Origin of the sequence: Citrobacter amalonaticus (assembly GCF_018323885.1) — a bacterium.
Lineage (GTDB): Bacteria > Pseudomonadota > Gammaproteobacteria > Enterobacterales > Enterobacteriaceae > Citrobacter_A > Citrobacter_A amalonaticus.
In genome coordinates, this window is record NZ_AP024587.1 from 97,403 (window position 1) to 115,807 (window position 18,405).

21 protein-coding genes are annotated in these 18,405 nt (G+C 55.2%); all 21 read left to right on the forward strand.

Annotation, left to right across the window (positions count from 1 at the left end; genetic code table 11):
- Positions 1-66: 66 nt before the first annotated feature.
- On the forward strand, positions 67-621 hold the full coding sequence (traV, locus tag KI228_RS23825) for a type IV conjugative transfer system lipoprotein TraV (protein WP_141227190.1): 555 nt from the start codon (positions 67-69) through the stop codon (positions 619-621).
- Positions 618-815 carry a hypothetical protein gene (locus KI228_RS23830; protein WP_141227191.1) on the forward strand — a complete coding sequence of 66 codons (198 nt, stop codon included), beginning with the start codon at positions 618-620 and terminating at the stop codon, positions 813-815. Before traV ends, KI228_RS23830 begins: the two co-directional genes overlap by 4 nt.
- Positions 812-3,412 carry a type IV secretion system protein TraC gene (gene traC / locus KI228_RS23835; protein WP_141227192.1) on the forward strand — a complete coding sequence of 867 codons (2,601 nt, stop codon included), beginning with the start codon at positions 812-814 and terminating at the stop codon, positions 3,410-3,412. Before KI228_RS23830 ends, traC begins: the two co-directional genes overlap by 4 nt.
- Positions 3,409-3,825, forward strand: coding sequence for a type-F conjugative transfer system protein TrbI (trbI, locus tag KI228_RS23840; RefSeq protein ID WP_141227193.1), 417 nt, complete (start codon positions 3,409-3,411; stop codon positions 3,823-3,825). Before traC ends, trbI begins: the two co-directional genes overlap by 4 nt.
- Positions 3,822-4,457 carry a type-F conjugative transfer system protein TraW gene (traW, locus tag KI228_RS23845; protein WP_141227194.1) on the forward strand — a complete coding sequence of 212 codons (636 nt, stop codon included), beginning with the start codon at positions 3,822-3,824 and terminating at the stop codon, positions 4,455-4,457. The genes trbI and traW overlap by 4 nt, the downstream gene beginning before the upstream one ends.
- A complete protein-coding gene (locus tag KI228_RS23850; RefSeq protein WP_141227195.1) occupies positions 4,454-4,747 on the forward strand; it encodes a hypothetical protein in 294 nt (97 codons plus the stop codon). The genes traW and KI228_RS23850 overlap by 4 nt, the downstream gene beginning before the upstream one ends.
- The gene (locus KI228_RS23855) at positions 4,738-5,766 is read left to right on the forward strand and encodes a hypothetical protein (RefSeq protein ID WP_141227196.1); all 1,029 of its coding nucleotides are present in this window, start codon (positions 4,738-4,740) and stop codon (positions 5,764-5,766) included. Before KI228_RS23850 ends, KI228_RS23855 begins: the two co-directional genes overlap by 10 nt.
- Before the next feature lie 102 nt (positions 5,767-5,868).
- Positions 5,869-6,090: a hypothetical protein gene (locus KI228_RS23860; RefSeq protein ID WP_141227197.1), complete on the forward strand. Its 222-nt coding sequence runs from the start codon at positions 5,869-5,871 to the stop codon at positions 6,088-6,090.
- 63 nt (positions 6,091-6,153) lie between these two features.
- Positions 6,154-6,477, forward strand: a complete 324-nt coding sequence (locus KI228_RS23865; protein ID WP_141227198.1) for a hypothetical protein — start codon at positions 6,154-6,156, stop codon at positions 6,475-6,477.
- Positions 6,474-7,472: a conjugal transfer pilus assembly protein TraU gene (gene traU, locus KI228_RS23870; protein ID WP_141227199.1), complete on the forward strand. Its 999-nt coding sequence runs from the start codon at positions 6,474-6,476 to the stop codon at positions 7,470-7,472. Before KI228_RS23865 ends, traU begins: the two co-directional genes overlap by 4 nt.
- 9 nt (positions 7,473-7,481) lie before the next feature.
- Entirely contained in the window at positions 7,482-8,102 is a 621-nt protein-coding gene (trbC, locus tag KI228_RS23875) for a type-F conjugative transfer system pilin assembly protein TrbC (protein ID WP_141227200.1), read from the forward strand.
- Positions 8,099-9,937, forward strand: coding sequence for a type-F conjugative transfer system mating-pair stabilization protein TraN (gene traN / locus KI228_RS23880; protein WP_141227201.1), 1,839 nt, complete (start codon positions 8,099-8,101; stop codon positions 9,935-9,937). The genes trbC and traN overlap by 4 nt, the downstream gene beginning before the upstream one ends.
- Positions 9,937-10,716 carry a type-F conjugative transfer system pilin assembly protein TraF gene (gene traF, locus KI228_RS23885; protein ID WP_141227242.1) on the forward strand — a complete coding sequence of 260 codons (780 nt, stop codon included), beginning with the start codon at positions 9,937-9,939 and terminating at the stop codon, positions 10,714-10,716. The genes traN and traF overlap by 1 nt, the downstream gene beginning before the upstream one ends.
- 9 nt (positions 10,717-10,725) lie before the next feature.
- On the forward strand, positions 10,726-11,214 hold the full coding sequence (locus KI228_RS23890; RefSeq protein ID WP_141227202.1) for a hypothetical protein: 489 nt from the start codon (positions 10,726-10,728) through the stop codon (positions 11,212-11,214).
- Positions 11,204-11,422 (forward strand): hypothetical protein, encoded by a 219-nt coding sequence (locus KI228_RS23895; RefSeq protein WP_141227203.1) that lies wholly within the window; start codon positions 11,204-11,206, stop codon positions 11,420-11,422. Before KI228_RS23890 ends, KI228_RS23895 begins: the two co-directional genes overlap by 11 nt.
- Positions 11,412-12,017: an F-type conjugal transfer protein TrbB gene (trbB, locus tag KI228_RS23900; protein WP_141227204.1), complete on the forward strand. Its 606-nt coding sequence runs from the start codon at positions 11,412-11,414 to the stop codon at positions 12,015-12,017. Before KI228_RS23895 ends, trbB begins: the two co-directional genes overlap by 11 nt.
- Positions 12,018-12,136: 119 nt before the next feature.
- A complete protein-coding gene (locus KI228_RS23905) occupies positions 12,137-12,406 on the forward strand; it encodes a hypothetical protein (RefSeq protein WP_141227205.1) in 270 nt (89 codons plus the stop codon).
- Positions 12,399-13,763: a conjugal transfer pilus assembly protein TraH gene (gene traH, locus KI228_RS23910; protein ID WP_141227206.1), complete on the forward strand. Its 1,365-nt coding sequence runs from the start codon at positions 12,399-12,401 to the stop codon at positions 13,761-13,763. The genes KI228_RS23905 and traH overlap by 8 nt, the downstream gene beginning before the upstream one ends.
- Positions 13,763-16,768, forward strand: a complete 3,006-nt coding sequence (gene traG / locus KI228_RS23915) for a conjugal transfer mating-pair stabilization protein TraG (protein ID WP_141227207.1) — start codon at positions 13,763-13,765, stop codon at positions 16,766-16,768. The genes traH and traG overlap by 1 nt, the downstream gene beginning before the upstream one ends.
- Before the next feature lie 8 nt (positions 16,769-16,776).
- Positions 16,777-17,490 (forward strand): hypothetical protein, encoded by a 714-nt coding sequence (locus KI228_RS23920; RefSeq protein WP_141227208.1) that lies wholly within the window; start codon positions 16,777-16,779, stop codon positions 17,488-17,490.
- A 148-nt stretch (positions 17,491-17,638) separates the two neighbouring features.
- The gene (gene traT, locus KI228_RS23925) at positions 17,639-18,370 is read left to right on the forward strand and encodes a conjugal transfer complement resistance protein TraT (protein ID WP_141227209.1); all 732 of its coding nucleotides are present in this window, start codon (positions 17,639-17,641) and stop codon (positions 18,368-18,370) included.
- Positions 18,371-18,405 lie beyond the last annotated feature (35 nt).

Below are 18,405 nucleotides of genomic sequence, written 5' to 3' on the forward strand. Positions count from 1 at the left end.
GACATACCCCACTAAGTAAGCGAACACCTTATTCACCTGATTTATCCCCCTAACCGGAGTTACCCCATGAAAAACCTGATGGGCGCTGCACTGCTGTGCAGCGTTTTAACCGGCTGCGCCGGTATGAATGGCGATTTCGACTGCAACAAGACTGCCACCGACCAGTGCCTGACCACCGGTGAAGCCAACAAGTTGGCCGCGCAGGGCAAAAGCCTGAAAGACCTGTCGTCAGAAAAAACAGCAAAAAAGCCTGCGGGTGAATCCCTGCCGGCACTGCGTAACACAGCGCCTGTCGTTAACCCGCAGCGTCCTGTCTCCGTCGCAGCAACCGGAACGCCGGCCGCAAAACCCATTGCTCCGCGTCCGCTGGCCACCGCGCCGGCAGGCTCAGGTTCAGTGGTGACCCCGCAGGTCACGACAAGCCATGTGACCCCGGTAACGCCGGTGAACACGGCAGGCCGCGTACCGGTTCAACGTATTCCGGATGCCACCCAGCGCCTGTGGATTGCCCCCTGGGTGGACACGGACGACAACTTCCATCAGCCCGCCGTAGTTGAGTTTGTGAAAAACAAATCCCACTGGGATGAGAGCTATCGCGTCATCGGGGAGGGCGGCGAATGACCACGCGCAAAACGGTAATAACTCCGGTTGACATGCATGACTGCATGCCCCTGCCGGCGGACTGGTTCAGCAGAACCCGCAAATTCTCATCGGGTCTGACCGTGGCGGCAGAGTCTGCCCGACAGCAGTCACAGAGCAAAGAGGGCAAAGTTGAAGAGTCCCTTCAGAACCTGATGCCGGGAGACAGGTCATGAGCGTAATCGAAAACCTCTTAGGCATGCTGAAAAACGGTAAGGAGACTGACGGTGCCGCCACGGCCCGTAACAACCTCGAACAGACCTGGGACTATCCGTCGCTGGTTGCTTCCCTGCCGTACCGCTACTACGACGACATCAACGAGCTGTTTGTGAATGCAGGTACGGCGGGTTTCATTCTTGAAGCCGCGCCGCTGCCCGGTGCTAATGAGCAGGTAGTGGCCGCTCTGGACGACATGCTCCGTAAGAAGCTGCCCCGCAAGACACCGGTTACGGTCATCCTGACCGCCAGTAAATGCGTGGGTGAGCGTATCGAGCGTGGCGTCAGCGCGGACATGTGGAAAGGTCAGATGTCCGATCACCTCAACAAAATCACCCGCGCCTTCTGGCAACGCTCGGCACTGAAAGGGTTGGCTAACGAGCGTGATTATCCGCTGTTCCTGCGCAACTACCGCATCTTCATTGTGTTTGGAAAGCCAGCGAAGCGCTTTACCCAGCAGGTCATGGACGATCTCGTGCAGATCCGCAACACCATACGCGTGTCACTGAGCGCCGCGCGCATCGATTCCATTAACACCGACGTCAATGCTTTCCTCTCGGTCATGCGTGAAATGATGAATTACCGGCAGGAGCAGGTTATGACTTCCAGCAGTGACTACAACGAGGATGAGCAGTTGAACCGTCAGGTGGTCGATCCGGCCATCGATGTGCGGGTACGCCCCTCTCATATTCGTGTGGAACTGCCAGAAAGCATTGAGCCTGACGGTACCCGGCTGCCAGCTTCAAGCTGCCGGGTGATCAACATGCAGATGAGTAAGAACCCGAAGCGCTTTGCGCTCTGGTCAGGTGCTGACAACCTGCAGAACCTGCGCTTTCCGGACCTCGGCATCCCGTGCCCCTTTATGTTGACCTGGACCACCGAACTGGAAGAGCAGACCAGTAGCCAGAACGAAGCGCTGCGCAAGGACATGGACCTGTCAAAAAAAGCGCAGTCTGCGTATGGCCAACTGTTCCCGGGCACAAAGCGCCAGGCCGATGAATGGCGTCGGACGCGAGAGGAGCTGTCCACCAACGAAGCGGCGCTGTGCCGGACCTACTTCAACCTGACGCTATTCACCCCGGATAACAACAAAGATGCTCAGTCCTGTGAGCTTGCCGCCGTTAACGTGTTCCGTAAGAACGAACTGGAAATGGTGACAGTGCAGTACCAGCAGATGCGTAACTGGCTGGCCGGCTTCCCGTTCGTGATGCAGGAGGGGATGTGGGAGGATCTGAAAATGACCGGGGCCACGCTGCGTGCCAAATCCTGGAACGCTGTCAACCTGATGCCAGTGGTGGCCGAGCGCCAGTTGTCGAATCTGGGGATGCCGTTGCCCACCTACCGCAACCAGGTCGCTTTCTTTGACATGTTCGGGGAGGAGAACGGCAGCACCAACTTCAATATTGCCGTGACGGGAACCTCAGGAGCAGGGAAAACATTCCTGATACAAAGCATTCTCCGCGATGTACTTAACGCCGGAGGGTTTGCCTGGGTTATCGACATGGGGGATGGATATAAGAACTACTGTCATCAGGCAGGTGGCGTCTACCTCGACGGTGCGAAGCTGCGCTTCAACCCGTTCGCCAACGTCCGGGACATCAGGCACTCCGCAGAAGGCATTGTGCGCCTGCTGACGGTGCTGGCAAGTCCCACCGAGCCGCTTGACGGCGTCTGTGAGGCCATCCTGCAGAAAGCGGTCATGGACGCCTGGGAGAGGAAACAGCATGGCGCCCGTATTGATGACGTGCACAACTACCTGACCAGCGAAGAGGTGAATACCTCTTTTGCCGACAAGCCGACGATTATCGCACGTCTGGCCGAGCTGGCCATGTTACTCGAAACTTACTGCACATGGGGACCGGACGGCGAATACTTCAACGCCGACAAGCCGACGCTGGACGGTGAAACCCGCTTTGCGGTGCTGGAGCTGCTGAGTCTGGAGGACAAGCCAAAGCTGCTGTCGTCCATCCTGTTCTCGCTGATTCTGGCGATTCAGGAAAAGATGTACCACAGCCCACGCGACCTGAAAAAGGTCTGCATTATCGACGAAGCCTGGCGCCTGCTCGGCGGCTCCAACCCGCACGCCGCAAGGTTTATCGAAACCGGCTACCGTACCGTGCGCCGTCACCGTGGCTCCTTTATCACCATCACCCAGGGTATTAAGGACTTCAGTGCCAGCAAGGAAGCGGAAGCGGCCTGGAACAACAGCTCCACCAAAATCACCCTGCTGCAGGATGCGAGAGCCTTCAAACAGTATCTGGCGGATAACCCGGACCAGTTCACTGAGATGGAGAAGTACGTCATTAAGGGCTTCCAGCCGGCGCTGCAGACCGGCTACAGCTCCCTGCTTATTAGTGCCGGCGAGTTCAGCTCCTTCCACCGTCTGTTTGTCGACCCGGTGACACGCGCCATGTTCAGCTCGCGCGGCGAGGATTTTGCCTTCATGCAGAACGCGCAGAAAGCGGGCGCAACGGCAGATGAGGCGGCGTACCTGCTGGCCGAGAAGAAGTACGGGGCAGAACTTCGTGAACTTGAAGAATGGGTGAAAGCCGCATGAGTAACGAAAACGAAAAACCGTATGACGGTGACACCGTCCGGGACGGCGTGACAATAGTGGGCCGGCTGACATCCCGCCGGGTAAAAGGTGGCGTACTGGCGATCGCCGCACTGCTGGCCATAACGGGTGTGGCGTATGTCACGGCAAAAGCGGTCACGCCGGACGTGGTGGTGTTCGACATGAAGGGGACGGTCGACCTCTTTATTCAACAGTCTTCGCAAATGAAGCTGGATGAGGCGAAAGCCGGTGTACTGACGGCTCGCTTCAATACCGCGCTGAACGACAGTCTGCGGGACTGGCAGGCAGATAATCAGGCCATCGTGCTGGTGAAACCTGCGGTCATCAGCACGCAGCCGGATATCACGGCTGAAATTCAAGCGGACATCGCCCGCCGGATGCAGGAGGACCTGTGAGAAAACAACTGCAGCTGACCGCTCTGGTGGCGCTGGCACTCTCCGCCAGCGCCGGGGCAAAGGACCTGGGCACATGGGGCAACGTCTTTGAGCCAGCGGAGCAGGACATGCTGGTCTTCATTCAGGACAGGCTGAAGGGCATGGAGCAGTCCGGCGAGCTGGACAGGCTCCGGGAAGAGGCGACGGAGCGGGTGAAAAAGAATGCCGTGCGTCCCGCCCCAGTCGAAGGCCTGACCGCCGCCACGACCTACCGGACCTTCCCGTATGACCCGACCTTTACCGTGAACGAAACCATCACAGACATGCGGGGGAATATCATTGCCCGCAAGGGTGACCAGGTGAATCCGCTGGACAAGGTGACATTCAACCAGGTGCTCTACTTTATCGACGGCGATAACAAGGAGCAGGTGGACTGGACCCGACAGCAGATCGCCGGCCAGACCGGTTACAAAGTCATACTGGTAAACGGCAACATCAAAGAGACCAGCGATGCGCTTGACGAGCGGATCTACTTTGACCAGTCCGCCATCCTGTCCCGTAAGTTTGGTTTTCAGCATATCCCCGTGCGCATCTCCCGCGATGGACGCGTACTGAAGGTGGAAGAAATTCCGATGACAGGAGCAAAGAAATGACGGCAACCACATTAGGTGATCTGTTTCCTGAAATGCGCACGACCGTGCCGGCAGCGAAACAAAAGAAGCTGAGCAACAGAACGACGCGAACCGGCACGGCAGAGCGTCTGAAAACTCTGTATCCCGAAATTGAATCCTGGAACAACGTCTTTGCCACGCAGGCCTGGTTTAACTGGCTGAGCACGAACGGCATGGAGTTTACCGAGCCGGAAGAGCGGGATGAGCGTTTCCCAGAATATCTGGTTGGACTGATGAAGGAAAAGATGCAGGAGATGGGATCATGGCGCTGACGGACTGCTTTATTCAACCCGGCCAACTGCAGGGCCTGATAACCTGCCTGCGCGAAAGTGAAAACCTGACGGGCGTTGCGGTGGTGGCTTGCTTGTTGGCGGTCTGGCTGACAGTCCAGCTTATGGCGCAGAGACGCTGTAAGGCGCAGCAACGGTTAGCTCTGCCAGGGATTCCCGTGGTGCAGCATATGATCCGTTTTGCCGATAAGCAGCATGCTGAAGCAGTTCACAGCTTTGCCAACCGTGAGCTTTACCAGCTGCTACTCACCGAGATGGGAGAGGCGCTGACAGACGCGGGTTATGCAATGACGCGTGATGAAGCAAAGCGGATGACGATCTCAGAGGCAGACCGGCAGATAATCAGCCGCCGGATTTTCCGGGCGCGCCAGTGTTATATCACGCCGAGAGTATCAGAGCAGACGTTGAAAGACAGCGAGGATGCGGCTGTGAACGATGGCTACGCCGGCACCTGGCTCAGCGTGCTCATCCGAGCGAATGAAGCGCAGGGCTGGTATGTCAGCCATAACTTGGGCAAGGGCAGACAATCATGGCAGGACATGGCCTGGCCGGTGAAGCAGGTGGTGATAACGGTGTCGGCCTCTGCGTCCGTCCTTACCCGTGACATAGTCCGCGTCCTGACAGAAGCCTCTTCTATGCTGGAGCAGATGGACGTTCAGGAATGGGATGGCGTAGTCAGGAAGCCAGTGCCGGTCACGACGCCGGGGGTTCAGGCGGAGCTGGTCCGGCAGAGCTGCAGTTCGCCACCGGGTTTTTTCCCGGCACCTGCCGGCCATGACGTGCCTGCCAGTCTTGAAAATCTGACTAAAAAGCCTGCGCACGATGCGAAGCGGGCGGTTAGCGTTTTTGTTCAGGTAACGAAACGAAGAAACACCAGGGACATTGTGAAATGGCTGGTGATGGCCTGTGAACGTCTCGAAGCCGGTGAACTGTACGGGGCTGATTATGATGATGACAACGGATACGCCTTCATTGTCTCCTCTGCGTCCGATCCAGACTGACCCACCGGCGCGGCATTCAGGATGTTCGGTGCTCACTGCGTTGCGCTCCGCCTCAGCCTGAATGCCGCGCCGGTTTTCGATTCACCCCCACAAGGTAACGCCATGAAAAAAGACCCTGAATGCACAAAGGGCCGGAATGTGACCATCTCAGCCGTTCGTCATGACGAAAAATCGGCTCTGCGACTGAATGCCATTCTTGCCGAAAATCCCCTGTATTACCCCTCTATCGTACTGCGGGCCGGTTTGCTGGCCCTTGAAGAACTGAGCAAAGAAGAACGTCTGAGCTTCATCATTAAAGCGGCAGTGAAGACCGAAACACACTAATCCCCCTTCTGCTTTTCGCCCGTCCGCCGGTCCGGTGGTTGCGGCACTCCCGGAGAGAACACCATGAATTTTCCTGAACACATCGGGCCGGTGACAGTCGTCCGTAATCCTGACGGCTTCTGGACCCACCCCCAGTATTTTGAGCCTGAAAACGATGAGGCACGACGCGGCGAATTTGGCGACTGGCTGACCCGTCACAACCTGACCTGCGCCACCTGCTGGATGGAAAGCGACGCGTCCCCGGCCGTGATAGCCGCATGGGAGAAAGGCGGCAGTGATGCCAGCAAGTGGGAGCCGTCCGTACCGGAAGGTGAGGACTGGTTTATCGGTTCGATTCACGACACGGAAGACGGTCCAATTTGTGTCTGGCTTCGGGAGGGACAATGAAGCTTCTCTTCTGGCTTCCCGCCGTGTTACTGGCCCTGCTGCTGCAGGTGCCCCTGATGGCCTTAGCCTCGTCAACCAATGCGGGTGATGGCCGCTGGGTCAACCCCATCTCGGACGTGTGCTGGAAATGTTTGTTCCCAATGTCAGTCGGCAGCGTCAAACTGGCCTCCGGCCCGCAGCCGGACACGACGAACCCGGCCTCACCTATCCAGATTTGCTCCTACGGCGTCCTCTACCGTATGGGGCTGGCAATAGGTTACTGGGAGCCCACAGCGATGACCGACGTGACCCGCGAACCGGGCGTGATGGTGAACATGGGCGGTTTCAAAATCGATCTGGGGCGAACGGGTACCGGTACGGCGGGGCAGAGCGACAGGCCTGCTGCCGGCGCGTTCTACCACGTTCACTGGTACAAGTATCCGCTTATCTCCTGGCTCAGCATCATGACCAGCACCGGCTGCTTCCAGGGTGGCGATATGGACATCGCCTACATGTCTGAGGTCGACCCGCTCTGGAACGACAGTACGCTGTCGATGATGATCAACCCCGAAGCCTCACTCTTCGGCAACCTGATAGCGCAGGCCGCCTGCGCGGCTGATGCCGTTGCCAGCACCGCCGGCGTTCCGCTGTCGCCGCTGTTCTGGTGCGCTGGCAGTCAGGGCAGCATGTACCCCTTCACTGGCTTTACCAGCGGTGAGTTTTCGCCACTGGAATCCTCGTTACTGGTGACGGAGCGTATGGCCTTCAAGCTGCACCGGGAAGGCCTGGTGATGAACACGGTCGGTGCCGACTACGCGGTCTGCTACCAGTATCCGTCACCCATCGTGCCGAAAGAGCGCTGGCGCTATCAGATGGTGAACATGTACCCCGAAACCAACAGCTGCCATGCCTTTGGGGCAAGCACCCAGACATGGGGCACGCCGCATAACTCCCCGCAGTCGAAGAAGAACTTCGGTTACCTGCTCTGGCGCAAACGCAACTGTGTCTATTCGTGAGAGAAGCCCATGAAAAACGTACTCAAATGCGCGCTGCTGGTCAGCGCCCTGATGGTCTGCACCCAGGTGGTTATAGCCAGCGAACAGACCAGCGTCATGGCCAGTGATATGGACTGGATGAAGCAACAGCAACGGTCACTGGAGGATTTTAAGCAGCGACTGCAGGGGAACAGCATGCAACTGCCGGCAGAACAGCAGGCGCTTATCGAAAAACTGCAGGGCGACATTGGTCGCCAGCAGGCCGAACAGCAGGTTGGTGAAAAGCGGACCTTCCCGGCGATGTACTTCGTCAGCCTGGGCCTTCCCCGTGAAGGTCTTCTGCAGATGCTAAAAGACGCGAACCGTTACGGTATCCCGGCAACGCTGCGGGGGCTGGTAAACAACGATTTGCGCCAGACCGCCTCGGCCATGTTTGAGCTGGCCAAAGAGGACAAGAACATCGGGGTGCAAATCGATCCGACGCTCTACACCGAATACCACATTAAAACGATTCCCTCGCTGGTTGTGACCTGCCCGGGTCGCTATGACGTCATTCGCGGCAGTCTCCCACTGAAGGAGGCGCTGGAGAGGGTCGCAAAAGATGGTGACTGTGCGGAGACCGCAAAACGTCTGCTGAAGGAGGCGCAATGAAACAGCTGATTGCAGCGGCAATGCTGCTGCTCCCTTCCGTCGTGATGGCCGATGCCGCAAGCGAGGCCTACAACTCCGGAGCGGCGTTCGGTAAGGGCAACGCCGGACAGGGTACCGGTAGCCTTAGCAATCCAGGGGCGGTGACCGGGTCTATTCCGGGCTACACGGCGAATCCGCCGGAAAGTGACTATTACGGCGGTGTAAGGGGAGGGGATAATGGTTTGGCTGAAAATGGACAAAATGCATTACAGCATAGCAATGCTGGCCAGTCAGTCATTGACTCGGCCAAGACGAACCCTCCACCGACAATAGATCCAAACGCACCCTTTATTACCATAGGTAAGGATGCGGAAAGCTCAGCTGGTAGTGTATTGGATGGAACATCATCGCAATGCACTCAGAGTTCCGTATCGAAAACGACATTCCAGAACTACAGCTGCGACAGAGATGTTGCAGCCATTCAGACCTGTGGAAGAACAGCCAAAATCACTGGCTCTTATCAGGATAACTATAGCTATAAAACCATCACAATTGATTCGGACAACCTGAATGTTAGCTCTCCAACAGTTACGTATGCGATGCCTGCAGGCACAGTGTATAGGGCATCAATGAGTTATACATTCAAAAAGAATTTAGCCTTCAGTAATAGTGCCTGGTTCCTGAATATCACCGCGCTTGGCAAATTAATGACGATGTACGATACATCCGGCTCTTATAGCATGCCGACTGGAAAAACTTTTTCTTCAGGTGAGTTACTCACTATCGCCTTTAACAACAGGGATGACAGCAGCAATAGCGTTCCTTCGGTATGGCGCCTGGGAAAAGACAGCCAAATGTTCCATTTTGTTATATCTATCGTACTACGCACTGGATCACGTATCTGGGTTCCTCAGACAACATGGACTGAAAGTTGCGGTTTTGACAAAAAGAAAGCGCTCTCGAGTGCAGGCAGTACCTGCATCGATCCGGGAGGAACCCGCACTGTTATTGTCGATGGCAAACAGTACAGCCAGACAAACAGCTGCTGGGCATATTCTGATTCCTATGTCACCGCCACATCTTCTGAGGGAAACTGTGGTTCATTGATGAAGAATTCTTCCTGCACACGTTCATCGCAGACATGTACAACGAAAGAATCGGGTGTCTGCACCCACCAGACAGAAACCTGGCAATGTCAGACAACTTATAACTCCAGTGGTCTGGTTTGCGGCGGGGAATATATCTGTCAGACAGGGGACTGTGATGACACGAACGGTGCGGGAAACAGTGGATTCGATACCGCCGTGGCGAAGCTGGCGGGTCTGGCCTCTGCTGCGGATGACGTGAAAAAGCAGCAAGATGGCATCGACGTGCGGGCCTTCACCGGCAGCGTGATGAGCTGCCGCAAGGCGGTGGCCGGGTTCTCCAACTGCTGCAAGGACTCCGGCTGGGGAGCTGATACGGGCCTTGCGTCCTGTAACAGCAATGAAATGGCACTCGGTAAGGCGAAGGCCAAAAAGGTCACCGTGGACGTGGGGGAGCGCTGTGATAAGGAAGTGCTAGGCGTCTGCGTGCAGAAGAGCAGGGTGTACTGTGTGTTCGGTGGCAAGTTGGCTCGCATCATTCAGGAGCAGGGGCGTCGCGACCAACTGCGCGTCGGGTTCGGCAGCGGGAAAAGCCCGGACTGCCGGGGCATCACCATCCCGGAACTGCAGGGCATCGACTTCGACAAAATCAACTTCGCGGACTTCTACGAAGATCTGATGAACAACCAGAAAATACCTGATACCGGGACTCAGGTGAAGCTTATTAAGGATCGTATTGCCGCCCAGGTAAACCAGCAGGGAGGCAAATGATGAAACGCATCCTGACCGCACTTTTCATGGCGGTGCTCAGCCTGTCGGCGGCAGGGGAGGAGATTATCACCCCCGCCGAGCCGTTCACCGGCTGGTTCTGGTATAACGAACCGAAAAAGCCATCCGAGCCAGTGAAGCCCCCACCACCTGAGCAGAGGCCAGTACCGGATTTCAGCAAAATGACGGCGGTAGAGCAGGCAAACATACTGAAAGGCTACATGCAGGAGGCGCTTAACCGCGCGATCCTGAACCCGACACGGGAGAACACGGCGACCTTTTTGCGCTGGCAGAAGTTCTGGACGGACCGAGCCTCGATGTTCAGCCAGTCCTTTGCGGCCGCGCAGTTGAGCCATCCTGACCTGGACTACAACCTTGAGTACCCTCACTACAACAGCATGGCGCCGTTTGTGCAGACCCGTGAACAGCAAAAGCAGCAGGACGCGGTTACGCAGTTGGCACAGCAGTACGGGATGTTCTACTTCTATCGGGGCAGTGACCCGATCGACGTGCAGATGGCGGGGGTGGTGGCGGACTTTGCGAAAACCAACGGTATATCCCTTATTCCGGTCTCGGTGGACGGGCAGATCGCTGCGACGCTGCCGCAGAGCCGGCCGGATACCGGACAGTCACGGTCGATGAATATCCAGCACTTCCCGGCGCTGATGCTGGTCGACCCGAAAAGCCGAAGCTTTCGCGCACTCTCCTACGGCTTTATGACCCAGGACGATCTGTCGAAGCGTTTCCTGAATGTGGCCACTGGCTTTAAACCTAATTCCTGAGTGTCTCTTATGCAAAATACACTTTTAACCCTCATCCGTGATGCAGGGCGGCTTGCCTTTTACTCCCTTGTCATTAGCCCCGCTCTGATGCTGTATTTCCTGGTGATGTTAGCGGCTTCAGATGGTTCACTTTCCCGGCAGTTCCTGACGGCTTATCAAGACCTTACAGAAGGCGCACCTGCCGGTAAGGTGATGTATTGCATGAGTGATAAGGATTGGGGCATTCGCATACCACAACAGGACTCTGGCAAGAAGTTAAAGTCCGTGACAGTACCCCGAGAGCCTGATGTGTTGTGCCAGCGTAGCCCCGTGGACAGCGATTTATGGGCTCGTTCAACGGATTCTATGCTGTGGAACTTATGGATTATGGCTGCGATGTTTGGCTGTGGTTCGTGGTTTATTCTCCGTCGCCTGATCCTTATTGGCCAAAAGCGTATTTCATCCGATAAACATTCGCTTTTGTTTCTGCAGAAAAAGGAAAATTCAAATGAACGTTAGTGTTTTTGCCGGCCTCATCTTCTGGGGCATGATGGCGCTCGTGCTAAGCGAGCTGATGACGCTGTCCGTCAACAACACACAGGCCGGACTGGTCTGGCTGAGCTACGGGCTGTGGGCCACTGCGGCGGTGATGGTTATCCGGGCCGGAATTCAGACCCTGCAGGCACGCCGGGCAAAGCGTAGCGGGGTGAACAGCCATGAAATGTAAGCTGTCTCTGGCCGCGCTGCTGCTTATGCCCGTGCTTGCACAGGCGGGCGTACGCGAGGAGCTGCTGGCACTTGAAGCCGCAAAAACTGGCAACCCCGTGATCCATTCTGCTGACGTTCCCTCTTCAGTGACAGTGCCTCAGGAAAGCCTGATGGCCCTACCGGACGGCCGGCAGGCGAACATGAAGGACTACGCGGTGGTGGTCTTCATGCAGGCCCACTGCCAGTACAGTGCGAAGTTTGACCCGCTGCTGAAGGGCTGGGCCGACCGGCACAATATCCGAGTATATCCCTACACCCTGGACGGCGGTGGCGATAGCGCATTCCCGGTACCGATGATCCCGCGAAAGACGGATCCGAACGCCCCAATAGCCGACGAAATCGTGACCTTCTTTGGCAACGGCCTGCCGATTGCCACCCCGACAGCGTTTATGGTGAACGTGAATACCCTCAGGGCCTACCCGCTGACCCAGGGCGTGATGGAGGTCCCCGCGCTGGAGAGCAGGATGGCCAGCTTGATACAAGCGGATATGGATAATGTCGATCCGAAACTGCTGCCGCCCATGCCGACAAGCTCCCAGTTCACGCCTCAGTAATACAATTGCAATACAAATGAAACGTCGTGCTGATGACGGGGCCGTCACCAGAGGCCACTTCAGACAGCGTCAGTATCCTTCTTCTGACACACCCTTATGTAATACCACCGGACTACAACATGACTACATACTCGTATGCGTTATCGCGTACCGAGCGTGTGTGGCTGCTGTTCAGCGTCACGCTGCTCGCGTCTGCGGCATTCTATGGTTTCCTTGCGGCCCGGATTGTCCGGGCTATGTCCCGACCTGATCTGACTACCTTTCTACAGGATCTGCCGGTGCTGCTCTTCATCTCACTGAGCGCGGGTTTCATGCTTGCTACGGCCGGGCATTACGCTCTGCGCATAGCGCTGAAAGCACATCCCCTTAAGGAGGTCAGGCATGGTTAAGTCACTTTTGGCAGCCGCAACTATTTTCTTGTCGGGGCTGGCCGCGCTGCCGACGCAGGCTGACGTGAATGGCGACCTCAATGGCTTTTTCGGCAGCCTCGGCTATAGCGGCAACGTCTCACAGGCGCAGGCCTGGCAGGGACAGGCAGCGGGTTACTTCTCCGGCGGGTCGGTTTACCTGCGTAACCCGGTCAAAAACGTGCAGCTTATTTCAATGCAGTTACCCTCCCTGAATGCAGGCTGCGGCGGTATTGATTCTTACCTGGGCGCTTTCAGTATGATCAGCGGGGAAGAAATTCAGCGCTTTGTGAAGCAAATCATGAGCAACGCGGCGGGTTATGCCTTCGACCTGGCGCTGCAGACGATGGTCCCGGAGCTGAAGCAGGCGAAGGATTTTCTGCAGAAGCTGGCCAGTGACGTGAACTCCATGAATATGAGCTCCTGTCAGGCCGCGCAAGGCATTATCGGCGGGCTGTGGCCGGTGACGCAGGTGTCTCAGCAGAAAATCTGCCAGGACATTGCCGGTGAGACCAATATGTTTGCCGACTGGGCAGCCTCCCGCCAGGGCTGCACCGTGGGCGGCAAGGGCGACGCGGTGACTGCAAAGGCCAGCGATGCCGAAAAGGACCAGGTGCTGAAGAACAAGAATCTTATCTGGGACACGCTCAGCAAGAACGGCATGCTCTCCGGCGACCGTGCCCTGAAGGAACTGGTGATGAGTACCGTTGGCTCCATCATTTTCAACAAGAACGGGGATGTAACTATCCTGACTCCACTGGTTGATAACCGTGACCTTATCAAGGTGCTGATGCGCGGCGGTACGGCTAAGGTCTACGGTTGCGATGAAGCTTCGCTGTGCCTGGCGCCGGTCGTGACCAACCTGTCGATAACCGAGTCCACGGCCCTGGTCACAAAGGTGAAAAACCTGATGCTCTCGATGCAGAACAAGCTGGTTGATGACAAGCCGCTGACCGATGAAGAGAAGGGCTTTGTGAACACCACGTCGGTGCCGGTGCTGAAATACCTGACCAACGCCCAGAGCATGGGTATGAGCGCCACCTACCTGCTGCAGGTCAGCGACTTCATCGCCCAAGACCTGATGATCCAGTACCTGTCGGAGCTGGTGAAGCAGGCAAGCCTGTCGCTCGCGGGCAAGAACTTCCCGGAAGAAGCTGCGGCGAAACTTCGCGACAACGTTATCCATGCCCAGGGGCTTCTGGCCGACATGAAGCTGCAGTCTGCTGCCGACCAGAACGCACTCGACGGTATTGACCGCAATATGCAGTACCTGCAGCAGCAGGTATCCACCATCGTTTCAGGCTCGTACCAGAGCAACTACCATTGGGGTGATCGCTGATGCTTGAGATATACACGATTTATGGCGGGGGGATGTGGAAGACGGTATTTGACGCTGTTGTCACCCTGATTGGAAGCAATACCTTTAGCACCCTGATGCGCATGGTCGGCATCTTCGCGGTGTTGGCGGTACTGCTAACCTTCATTAAGCAACGTAACCCGATGGTGTTTGTTCAGTGGCTGGCTATTTTTATGCTGATCACCACCGTTCTGCTGGTCCCGAAGCGTTCTGTGCAAATTATAGATATCTCCGATCCGGCGGCGGTGTGGAAAACGGACAACGTGCCGGTGGGCCTCGCGGCCATCGCCTCCTTGTCTACCAGTGTTGGATTTAAGATGTCCACGCTCTACGATACGCTGATGGCCCGGCCGGACTCCGTTACCTACAGCAAAACCGGGATGCTGTTCGGGTCGCAAATTGTGGCGGAGACCAGCGATTTTACCACGCAGAACCCGGAGCTGGCGCAGATGCTGCCTGACTACGTGGAAAACTGTGTGATTGGCGACATTTTGCTGAACCACAAATACACGGTGAACGAGCTGCTCAACTCGACTGACCCACTGAGTCTTATCACTAGTCAGCCGAGTCCGCTACGGGGTATCTTCAAAACGACATCCTCCACTCGCGAGTTCCTGACCTGTCGCGATGCGGCCACGCAAATCCGGTTATTGGCTAACACGGAAGCCAATATCACCAGTGCTACCTTCACCATGCTGACCCGCAAGATTTTCGGTACCCGCGTGAACGGCGCGAGCCTGCTGGCAAATGCCATGAGCGAGAGCTACGGCTATTTCTACGCAGGCGGTATGAGTGCGGCGCAAATAATGAAGAACAACATCACCAACAGCGCGGTGCGTCAGGGCGTGAAGGGGTTTGCGGCGCGGTCGTCGGATACCGCTAACCTGCTTAATCTGGCCACCGAAAATGCATCGACAAAACAGCGTCTCAGTTGGGCGGCTGGTAATGTCCTGGCGACCCGAACGCTGCCCTTTGCACAGTCACTGTTGATGCTGATTCTGGTCTGCCTGTTCCCTCTGATGATTGCGCTGGCAGCCAGCAACCACAGCCTGTTCGGCCTTAATACTCTGAAAATATATGTGGGCGGATTTATCTACTTCCAGATGTGGCCGGTGATGTTCTCCATTCTGAACTACGCCTCAAACTTCTGGCTGCAGACGAAGACGGGCGGAACAGCCCTGGTGCTGGCCAATGCTGACTTGGTGGCGCTGCAACATTCGGATGTGGCCAATCTGGCCGGGTACCTGGCACTGTCCATTCCGGTGCTGGCGTTCTTCCTGACCAAAGGTGCAGCGGCCATCGGTTCGCAAGTGGCAGGTAGCGTGCTCAGTTCTACGGCGTTCGGCTCTGCCGGTGTGGCGGCGACCACGGCCGACGGCAACTGGTCGTTCAACAACATGTCAATGGACAACGTTAACCAGAACAAGCTGGACACCAACCTGGTGCAGCGTCAGGGGCAGCAGACATGGCAGGCGGATAACGGCTCGACGCAGACCATGACCGCAGGTGGGCATACGGTTATCGACGGAGCGGGCGCCATGTCGAACCTGCCGGTGAACATGCGGCTCAGCCAGCTGGCCAGCAGCGGATTCCAGGAGTCTGCCCGTCAGTCGCAGGTTCAAGCGGAGACTGCTCTCGATGGTTACAACCATAGTGTCACCAGTGGCTGGTCGCAGCTCTCTCAGATATCTAATCAGACCGGTACTAGCGACAGCCTGATTAATGGGAGTGAAAACAGTCTGGCCACTAATGCGACACGCGGTGCTAGCATGATGTTGTCTGCCGCTGAAAGCTATGCGAAAGCGAACAACATCTCGACGCAGGAAGCCTATAACAAACTGATGGATATCAGTAATCAGGGCTCTGTATCTGCAGGGGTTAAAACAACTGCTGGAGGTGGTCTCAATTTAGGTGTTGTAAAAGTTGGCGCTGAAGGAAATATTTCAAGCGATTTGCGACATTCGACGGGCAGTTCAAGAGGAATTCAGAACTCAGACACCCATTCGCAAGATATGCGTCATGACCAGAATAGCCAGGCAGTTAATGATTTCCGTCAGGGCATGGATATGGTTAAAAGCAACCGTATCACTGATGGCGCGAATCATACTGAGAATGCTGCAAGCAGCAATGTTCAGCAGCTGGCCGCAACGCTTAATGATGCACAAAGTCAGTATCACCAGTACACCACCAGTTCGACGCAGAGTGATGAATTCAGCCGTATGGCCACAGTAGCGCAGAACCAGAGCGCAAGCCTCGACACAAACTATACGCAGGAATTCGTGGACTGGGCGGCTAATAAATACGGTGATAAGGCTCAGTCCATGTTGACAAGTGCACCGTCGGCGCGCGAAGCGGCGATGGAATTCGTAAATGAGCGTCTCAAACCTGAGATCATGCGTGACTATCAGCAGGGGCGTTCAGACCTTACCAGCGGTAATGAGCACGCAGCATTCAGTGGAGAGCATATTGTTCAACCAGCTCATGCCGGTCAGCAGGTGTCAGGCTTATCTGGTAATAATGGTGCTTATAGCTCGAATGGTGTTGGGAATGTCCACACTTCCGGAACGACTCAGGTTGCTGAACATGGGCAGGATAGAGAAGTTATTCCTGGCCGTTCAGGCATTAATATTGATGGCGAAAAAGTACGTAGCGATGCTATGCAGGAAACATACAAAGAAAATCAGACTAAACTGCATGAACAGTCTGGCCAGGGCTTTGGCCCGCAAAATGACATACAACGGAGAGTTGCGGAACAAAGATCTGCAAACGAGCATAAAATCAACGAATCTGCTGGAGAAATTGACAAAAAAGAATCCACTGTTCAGGCATCCAGTGATATCCTGAAAGGAGAAGATTTAAATGCAACCGGTAAATTCAATATTCAACGAAAAGAAGCCGAGATTGACCAGCAGATGCCAGTTATAGATAGTGCTGAAAAAAGGAAACTCGAAGAGCAGTTGCTGGAATTGAGGAAAAGAACCGGCTAGGAGGATAAATGCTAAAGGCTAAGCTATGTAGAATTTCGTACATTCCTGTTTTTAGTTTATATGCTGTTTTACCACTCTTTCATGATGTAATGCCTAACCATAACGGATATTACAATGAAGATTGGATTGCGTTAGCAGGTATGTACGCGTTAGGTACGTTGATATCCTTGCCTCTGTTTTATCTTCTTAAAAAAGCGGATAAAAGTGGGGTCGGAGTTTCAACCACATCTCTCTTCCTACGCTTGTTTGCATCAATATCAGCTCAGTTAATATGCTTATATTCCCTTTGGGAAAATTCAATTTATCTATATCTGTCGATGTCTGTAGTTATGGTTCTTTCCGCTGTGTTGTTTGCGGCAGGAAGGAAGGGGTTTAACTTATTGAAAGATAAAGATACTGGTAGTATCTATGAAGTACGCGGGAGTAAAGCATATAGACTCTCGGATGCTGAGGCTGCTGGATATCGAACAACTATGTTTGGCAAGGGAGCGGCGTTGGCTGAGTTTTCATCGAGCCAGTATTCAGGGCTTGATTCAAATTCAACAGTTATCCCTGTTAATTTCATTTCGAGTGTCACGGATATCAATCAAGGGATTGCTATAAATCCTTCGTCAGGAATGCCGATGGTTGGTGGCATCTCTGGCCTGGATATACACGGAAACAGTTGGGGAACAAATTTCAACGAGCCTTCAAATACGTATGACCCTGACCGGGGATACTGAGAAAAAGGGGGCGATTGCCCCCTTAATTATTGTAGTAATACAACTCCAACCACCTATCTAAACTAAATTTCCCATCAAATCAGCCGATAACGTCTCTGTTAGCTATATCTCGCTAACGGGGACGTTTTTCTATGTACAGGATGAATTCATGAAATTAAAACAATTAGCTGTAGTTGGTTTAGTCGCATCTACTTTGGTCCTTTCTGGTTGTGGGGCCATGTCTACGGCCGTCAAAAAGCGGAATCTCGAAGTCAAAACCCAGATGAGTGAAACTATTTGGCTGGAGCCGTCTTCAGAACGCACCGTATATCTGCAAATCCGCAATACTTCAGACCAGGATATGTCCGGCCTGCAGTCCGAAATTACCAAAGCAATTACGGCCAAAGGCTACCGTGTGACGAACTCTCCGGATGATGCCTATTACTGGGTGCAGGCGAATGTGCTGAAGGCGCAAAAGATGGACCTGCGAGAATCCCAGGGCTTCCTTCAGACGGGTTATGAAGGTGCCGCAATGGGGGCCGCCCTCGGCGCTGGAATCACGGCCTACAACTCAACCTCAGCGGGCGCTACCCTGGGTGTGGGTCTGGCCACCGGCCTGATTGGTATGGCTGCAGATGCAATGGTTGAAGACGTGAACTACACGATGGTGACCGATCTGCAAATTTCCGAGCGCAGCAAGGCGGCCGTCACGACTGACAATATCGCTGCCCTGAAGCAGGGGACCTCAGGTGTCAAGCTGCAGACCAGCTCAGAACAGGGTAACCGCGCCAAATACCAGACCCGTGTGGTATCCAATGCCAACAAGGTAAACCTCAAGTTCGAAGAGGCGAAACCTGTCCTGGAAGCTCAGCTGGCTAAATCTATCGCCGGAATCATGTAATACCCGGCGGCTGTGGTGCCCGTCACGGCCGTCGT